Raw genomic sequence first — 6,991 nt, 5'->3', positions numbered from 1 at the left:
AGGAAGGATTTCTCAGGAGCAATCGGTCGCTGACCCAGACGGTGGGAAGGGCGGCAAGACACCTGAATGGAAAGGCGATCATGTATGCTGATACGATAACCGAGAGCATGCAGAAAACCATTGATGAGACCAATTACCGGAGGGAAAAACAATTGGCGTATAATGCGGAGAACAATATCGTACCAAAGGCCCTTAACAAAAGTCTCGACAATGCCCTGGCAAAAAACTCAGTCTCTACTTACCACTTTGAGAAGGAAGCTATTAGGGCTGCTGAGCCGGACCTGGAATATCTCACACCGGATCAAAAAGAAAAACTGATTCGCAGCAAGCGAAAGGAAATGGAAAAAGCGGCCAAAGAACTCGATTTTATGCTTGCAGCCAAACTGCGCGATGAGATCAAAACCCTGCAGGAACAGACCCAATAAAAAAGCACCCCGGATGGGGTGCTTTCCCTAACTAACCAACTAAACAAACCAACCATTATGAAGGCCCGTTAGGCGGGCGCATCATAACTTCATCATCTCTTATTTCCCAATCTCAATCATCCTTTTGGGCTTGGGTAAAGCCTCCTCTTTTTTGGGAAGTGTAAATTTTAGTATACCATCGGTATATGCGGCTTTGATCTTATCCTCTGCCACGGTTTCGGGCAAGGTGAATGAGCGGGTGAAGGCAGTGTATGAAAACTCTCTTCTGGTGTAGTTTTCTTCGGCCACTTCATCCTCTGTTCGGGATTCCATAGAAATGGTCATAACATGGTCATCCACCTCTACATTAAAGTCTTCTTTCTTCTTACCGGGAATGGCCAGCTCCAATTCGAAGCTATCCTCATTCTCCTTGATATTGACCGCCGGATATGATCTATTGTACTTTTCCATTCCTCCAAACCAGTCGGGTTTGAGAAATTCATCAAATACGGATGGAAACAATACGTTGTGCCTTTTTACTATACTCATGACTATCAGTTTTACAATTAAACTTGATTAATATTGCAATCGTCATGTATAGGGCAAAGGCTGTACCAAATCAAAAACCTGCCGTTTTGTCGGTTATGATCTGATAAATAATGTCATTATGTCTGTTTACGACATCAGGAAAGAAAGATCAGTTGTTGTGCGCATTGAAGATATTCAGAAGCACATCAGGCGGAACCACTTTATCCGGATACTGATGCATAACTTCAAGCACCTGTTGTATGGCTCCTGGAGGCAGGCCCATATGCAGGCCCATATTATACAGGTTTTCCACTTCTTTCAGGTCCTGTTCCTGATCCACATTCATCAGTAATACCAGGCGATGAAACTGAACAATACGTTCTGTTTGAGACCCTTGATTCTCCCTTTTCACCGGGGCGTCGAACAGGCGATGGAAGCGGTTTTGTTCAATACCTAAATTCCTGGCTATACCCAGTAATAAGCCATATTCTTCGGGACTTACCACATGATCCGTCTTGGCAAAAGCAATTAATTCTGATAATAATCCCAGTTTCTCTTTGTAAGTAAACATAAACAGCTGTTGGATGAAAAGCTTTCCTGCATATAACTCTAAATATCCTCAGTTTCGTATATTAAGTGGTAGTATTATAGCCGGATTTTATCAATCTTTACTAAGAATTGTTATGAATAATAATGACGTCCTTAAGAAACTCAGGGTAGCCTTGATGCTGAGGGATGATGAAATTGTCGAAATTTTAAAAGGGGTAGACTTCAGAATTTCCAAATCGGAGATCGGAGCATTTTGCCGTAGGGAGGGACATCCTAATTATCGTGAGTGCGGGGACCAGGTACTTCGAAATTTCCTGAACGGTCTGGTACTGCACCTGCGGGGCACCAGGGAAGATCCCAAATTTCCTGGAGATGTTTTAAAACGATCCGATAACTCAAAAACAATTGGTAAAGGCAAGCAACATCCCCCGAAAGATAAGGGCAAAAAAAAATCCTGAACTACTTCAGGATTTTCTTTTGAGATGTCTCGTTATGCCTCGATCCGAACCGGGACCTTGTACATTTTGCCAGCCGTGTGCTGATCCAATTCTACTTTCTCGTAGTTAAGCCGGGCCTTAACCCACTTTTCCAGAGCCTCGTCTTCTGTGTCGACAGAAAAGACTACGATTTCACCTTGTTCGTTCAAGGTAAAAAGTACAGTAGCTTTGAGGTCTTGTTCAACCTCAAGCCGGTTGTCTTCAAGGAGTTCTCCGATTTGCGCTGAAAGCGATTTGGATGGGTCTGTACCAGGAGTTGTAGCTAAAAGATTGCCAGTTGATAACAGTGCGGCCGCCAGAAATACTAAACTAATTTTTCTCATGATGTTGTTTGTTTAATGATTGATGAAAAAATGATGATTTGATATAATTGACGAGGCTTTATTGAAGATGTTACAATAAATAAGTGTTTTAACAAAACTTTAATCAAAATATCGGGGATTATCTTCAGAATTTAACAAAAAATAGGAAATCCCTCCAGAATTAAACTGGTCGTAAACAGGCTCCTCTAATCATATTCATGAATAAAAAAAGGCGATGTTATTAGAACATCGCCTTAAAATTATTGTATTCCGTATTTATGAAAGCACCTCCTCTACCTTATCTGCAGCTTCCTTGAACTGCACGGCTGAGTGAACTGCAAGACCTGAGTTGTCGATGATCTCCTTGGCAAGTTCAGCATTCGTACCCTGCAAACGAACGATGATGGGCACCTTTATGGCATCACCCATATTCTTGTAAGCATCCACAACGCCCTGGGCAACGCGGTCACACCGTACTATACCCCCAAAAATGTTAATGAGGATGGCTTTTACATTGGGGTCTTTCAAGATGATTCGAAAGGCCTGCTCTACCCGTTTGGCATCGGCAGTACCTCCTACATCCAGGAAATTAGCAGGTTCTCCGCCCGCCATTTTAATAAGGTCCATAGTAGCCATGGCGAGGCCAGCCCCGTTAACCATACAGCCCACATTACCATCCAGGTCTACATAATTAAGTCCAACCTCACGGGCTTCCACTTCGATAGGGCTTTCCTCCCGCAGGTCCCTCATGGCCGCATAGTCCTTTCTCCTGAACAAGGCATTGTCATCTAGGGTAACCTTGGCATCTACGGCAAGGATCTTATCATCTGAGGTTTTGAGAACAGGGTTGATCTCAAAAAGGTTGGCATCACTTCCCTCATAGGCCTTGTATAAAGCAGAGACGAATTTTACCATTTCCTTGTATGCAATTCCGCTCAGACCCAGGTTAAAAGCAATTTTCCTGGCCTGAAAGGGCAATAGTCCTACTGCCGGATCAACTTCTTCTGTAAAGATCAGGTGCGGGGTCTTCTCAGCCACCTCTTCTATATCCATCCCACCTTCTGTGGAATACATGATCATATTGCGCCCCTTAGCGCGATTGAGCAGGACTGACATATAGAATTCGCTGGTCTCACTCTCCCCTGGGTAGTATACGTCTTCAGCGACAAGTACCTGGTGAACTTTCTTTCCTTCCGCAGAAGTCTGTGGAGTGACCAGGTTCATCCCAATGATCTGATCAGAAATGCTTTCCACCTCCTCAAGGCTTTTTGCCAGTTTAACACCACCACCTTTTCCTCGCCCCCCGGCATGCACCTGTGCCTTTACCACATACCAGGACGTTCCTGTTTCCTCTGTAAGCGCTTTGGCAACGGCTACCGCCTCTTTTGGATCCTGTGCGACCTTGCCTCGTTGAATGCGTACTCCAAAACTTGCTAGAATTTCCTTTCCCTGATACTCGTGAAGATTCATATACTGGTTTTTTATTGCAGGCAAAAATAGCAAACGCACCTCATTAGACCAATATTTTACAGACCAATGTTTGCAGAAATAATCTATTTGCGTGAAAGTATGGATTGCCAGAGATTATACTTCCAGATCCTCAAAATCCAAGGGGTCAAAATTCCGAAAATGGCCATTCATTTCGATCAGTTCCTTGGTTCGCTTTACTTCCTTCAGTACCAGGATGGTACCCAATAGATGGGAATTGATGAAACCAAGACGCTCGCTTTCACTGGGCATTTGTAATAGCTGATATTCCTGTTCAAACGAGAGGCCCATTTTGTGGGCAAGGGTAAAACTATTGAAAAGCTCTTCCTTTACGGGCTCAAACGGAACATCCATAAGCTGGTAGAGTTCTTTTATTTTGGAAAGTACGATACGTTTTTGCTTTTCCTCCCCATCTTTGATATTGTCAAGAAACTGCACGATACCCCCTGCATAAGGCTTCCCTTCCATTTGGTTTTCAAAAGTCACCACCTTGAACACCTGCCGCGCCACACATACAATATCCATGGCACCGCTTTCATAGGTATTCACTACTTCCACCAACTGTACTTCGGTACCATAGGAAATACTATCATTTATATACACCGGTATGCCAAAAGTAGCGGCTTCTTCCCTGCAATCACGAATCAGGGCCTTGTAACGCTCTTCGAATATATGCAGGGGTACCTGTTCACCGGGAAAAAAAACCGTCTGAAGGGGGAAAAGGGGTAACTTCATAAGCTCATTTTACCTAAATGTACAAAGCAAAATAGTGCGGGGCAAGCGAAAGTAAATTGTTATATTTATAACTTTTTGTTGTATAATTATAAAACATTGGGATTCGCTTGTATGCCTTGGGCAAGTGCCCTAGATTTGTTTAAATTGATGGATATGAAAAACACGGATCTTCTTTCTGTAGCGGAGCAATTTGGGGCCCCCGTTTATGTATATGATACAGCCAAGATTACCTCACAGTTTAACCGGCTAACCAGCGCATTCAGTTCCGTTCCGCGGCTCAAGCTGAATTATGCCGTGAAAGCGCTTTCCAACCTGGCCATTTTGCGTTTGATGAACAGTATGGGCAGCGGCCTGGACACGGTTTCCATTCAGGAAGTAAAGCTGGGCTTATTGGCAGGCTTCAGGCCTGAGGATATCATCTTTACTCCCAATGGTGTTTCCCTGGAGGAGATTGAGGAAGCAGCGACGCTCGGTGTACAAATCAATATAGACAACCTTTCTTTTCTGGAACAGTTCGGGAGTGCACATCCAGATGTACCGGTATGCATCCGAATCAACCCACACGTCATGGCAGGGGGAAACACTAAGATATCCGTGGGGCATATCGATTCAAAATTCGGGATCAGCATTCATCAAATCCCCCATATCCTGCGCATTGTGGAGCTTACCAAAATGAAGGTAAATGGGATCCACATGCACACCGGAAGTGACATTCTGGATATCGATGTGTTCCTGTACGCTTCAGAAATCCTTTTTGATACGGCCAAGCATTTTAAGGACCTTGATTTTATCGATTTTGGAAGTGGGTTCAAAGTTCCCTACAAAACTGGAGACATCGAAACGAACATTGAGGAACTGGGCCAAAAACTGAGTTCCCGTTTTAATGAATTCTGCAGGGACTACGGCAAAGAACTGGTACTGGCCTTTGAACCCGGCAAATTCCTTGTAAGTGAGGCCGGGTACTTCCTCGCCAAGGTGAATGTGGTAAAACAAACCACCTCTACCGTATTTGCGGGAGTGGACTCCGGGTTTAATCATTTTATTCGGCCCATGCTCTACGGGGCGTCACACAACATCTCCAACCTTTCCAACCCGAATGGCAAGGAGCGCTATTATTCCGTAGTGGGATACATTTGTGAAACCGACACTTTTGGTAATAACCGGCGTATTTCAGAGATATCAGAAGGAGATATTCTCTGCTTTAACAATGCTGGGGCGTATTGCTTCACGATGGCCAGCAACTATAATTCCCGGTATCGGCCTGCTGAAGTGCTGTGGCATGACGGAGAGGCCGTGCTTGTCCGAAAGAGGGAAGATTTTGACGACCTGATAAGAAACCAGATCGATGTAGCCGATCTTTTTAAGGCCGATCTCACACGACCTGCAGTGAAATAATATGCTTATTTTTACGTTAGTTTTGGTATAGTATTTGAAACGTACACAAAAACTAGCTCATGAAAATTTTTACCCCCAAATTATTACAACTACCCCTCATAGCCCTGTTGCTCCTCTCAGGACCAATTATCATGGCCCAGGAAGTGCAATGGATGACCTGGGACGAGGCTGCCCAACTGGCTACCACGGACAAGAACCCAAAGAAAATATTTGTGGATGTGTATACCGACTGGTGTGGTTGGTGTAAGAAAATGGACAAAGATACTTTCCAGAATGCGGAGGTAGCCGCATATATGTCCGAAAACTTCTATATGGTCAAATTGGATGGTGAGGGCAAAGACCCCATTACTTTCAATGGCAAAACCTATACCTATGTGCCTTCGGGAAAAAAGGGATATCACCAACTGGCTCTCGCATTATTACAGGGCAGGCTCAGTTACCCCACAGTTGTATTTTTGGACGAAAACTTTAATATGCTCTCACCTGTGCCCGGGTACCAGAAGCCAAAACCTTTCCTGAATATTGCCCGATATTTCGGGGATAATATTTACCTGAAAAAAGACTGGAAAACCTATAGTGGGCAGGGTCGCTAGCCCTTGACCAACCCACTCTTCCGAAGGTCAGATGTTACCTGCTGTAATTCGGGGACTCCTTGGTTATGGTTACGTGATGGGGATGGCTTTCCTTGATCCCGCTGGACGTGATCTTCACGAATTTTGCCGTATCCTTTAAGGTTGCAATATCCTTGGCCCCACAATATCCCATTCCGGCCCTCAGACCACCAATAAACTGGTGGATACTCTCAAAAAGGTCGCCCTTGTAGGGTACGCGGCCCACAATTCCTTCAGGAACCAGCTTTTTAATATCGTCTTCCACATCCTGAAAATAGCGGTCTTTGCTCCCTTGTTTCATCGCTTCGACGGAGCCCATACCGCGATAGGATTTGAATTTACGGCCTTCATAAATAATGGTTTCACCTGGGGACTCCTTGGTTCCCGCTAATAGGGAACCCAGCATCACGCAATCTGCCCCGGCCGCAATGGCTTTGGGAATGTCACCTGTGTAGCGAATGCCCCCATCAGCGATAACAGGG

10 protein-coding genes are annotated in these 6,991 nt (G+C 44.7%); 4 read left to right on the top strand and 6 right to left on the bottom strand.

Features of this window, described 5'->3' with window-relative positions; translation table 11 throughout:
• On the top strand, positions 1-425 hold a 425-nt coding region (locus AC4E7D_RS09635; RefSeq protein WP_490173587.1), incomplete at its 5' end, for a UvrB/UvrC motif-containing protein.
• 99 nt (positions 426-524) lie between these two features.
• Here AC4E7D_RS09635 and AC4E7D_RS09630 read toward each other — a convergent pair.
• Both AC4E7D_RS09630 and AC4E7D_RS09625 read right to left on the bottom strand, forming a co-directional pair.
• Positions 525-953, bottom strand: coding sequence for an Hsp20/alpha crystallin family protein (locus AC4E7D_RS09630; RefSeq protein WP_490173586.1), 429 nt, complete (start codon positions 951-953; stop codon positions 525-527).
• Between the two features lie 148 nt (positions 954-1,101).
• Positions 1,102-1,503: a TerB family tellurite resistance protein gene (locus AC4E7D_RS09625; protein ID WP_490173585.1), complete on the bottom strand. Its 402-nt coding sequence runs from the start codon at positions 1,501-1,503 to the stop codon at positions 1,102-1,104.
• Positions 1,504-1,615: 112 nt separating this feature from the next.
• Here AC4E7D_RS09625 and AC4E7D_RS09620 point away from each other — a divergent pair, with 112 nt between their 5' ends.
• The gene (locus AC4E7D_RS09620; protein ID WP_490173584.1) at positions 1,616-1,939 is read left to right on the top strand and encodes a DUF1456 family protein; all 324 of its coding nucleotides are present in this window, start codon (positions 1,616-1,618) and stop codon (positions 1,937-1,939) included.
• 32 nt (positions 1,940-1,971) lie between these two features.
• Here AC4E7D_RS09620 and AC4E7D_RS09615 read toward each other — a convergent pair whose 3' ends face one another.
• The 3 genes from AC4E7D_RS09615 to AC4E7D_RS09605 all read right to left on the bottom strand — a co-directional run bounded on the left by AC4E7D_RS09615 (position 1,972) and on the right by AC4E7D_RS09605 (position 4,503).
• A complete protein-coding gene (locus tag AC4E7D_RS09615; protein ID WP_490173583.1) occupies positions 1,972-2,301 on the bottom strand; it encodes a hypothetical protein in 330 nt (109 codons plus the stop codon).
• 255 nt (positions 2,302-2,556) lie between these two features.
• On the bottom strand, positions 2,557-3,750 hold the full coding sequence (gene sucC / locus AC4E7D_RS09610; protein WP_490173582.1) for an ADP-forming succinate--CoA ligase subunit beta: 1,194 nt from the start codon (positions 3,748-3,750) through the stop codon (positions 2,557-2,559).
• A gap of 114 nt (positions 3,751-3,864) precedes the next feature.
• On the bottom strand, positions 3,865-4,503 hold the full coding sequence (locus tag AC4E7D_RS09605; protein ID WP_490173581.1) for an LON peptidase substrate-binding domain-containing protein: 639 nt from the start codon (positions 4,501-4,503) through the stop codon (positions 3,865-3,867).
• Positions 4,504-4,656: 153 nt separating this feature from the next.
• Between AC4E7D_RS09605 and lysA the strand changes: the two genes are divergently transcribed.
• Together lysA and AC4E7D_RS09595 are read left to right on the top strand one after the other, a co-directional pair.
• Positions 4,657-5,898: a diaminopimelate decarboxylase gene (gene lysA / locus AC4E7D_RS09600; RefSeq protein ID WP_490173580.1), complete on the top strand. Its 1,242-nt coding sequence runs from the start codon at positions 4,657-4,659 to the stop codon at positions 5,896-5,898.
• A gap of 131 nt (positions 5,899-6,029) precedes the next feature.
• Positions 6,030-6,491, top strand: coding sequence for a thioredoxin family protein (locus tag AC4E7D_RS09595; RefSeq protein WP_490173588.1), 462 nt, complete (start codon positions 6,030-6,032; stop codon positions 6,489-6,491).
• A 34-nt stretch (positions 6,492-6,525) separates the two neighbouring features.
• On the opposite strand, the gene AC4E7D_RS09590 is transcribed toward AC4E7D_RS09595, so the two are convergent.
• The coding region (locus AC4E7D_RS09590) for an IMP dehydrogenase (protein ID WP_490173579.1) at positions 6,526-6,991 on the bottom strand (466 nt) is incomplete at its 5' end.

The organism is Lentiprolixibacter sp. (genome assembly GCF_982873095.1).
Note: the sequence above shows the minus strand (reverse complement) of the source record. Positions and strands in the feature narration are given on the sequence as shown.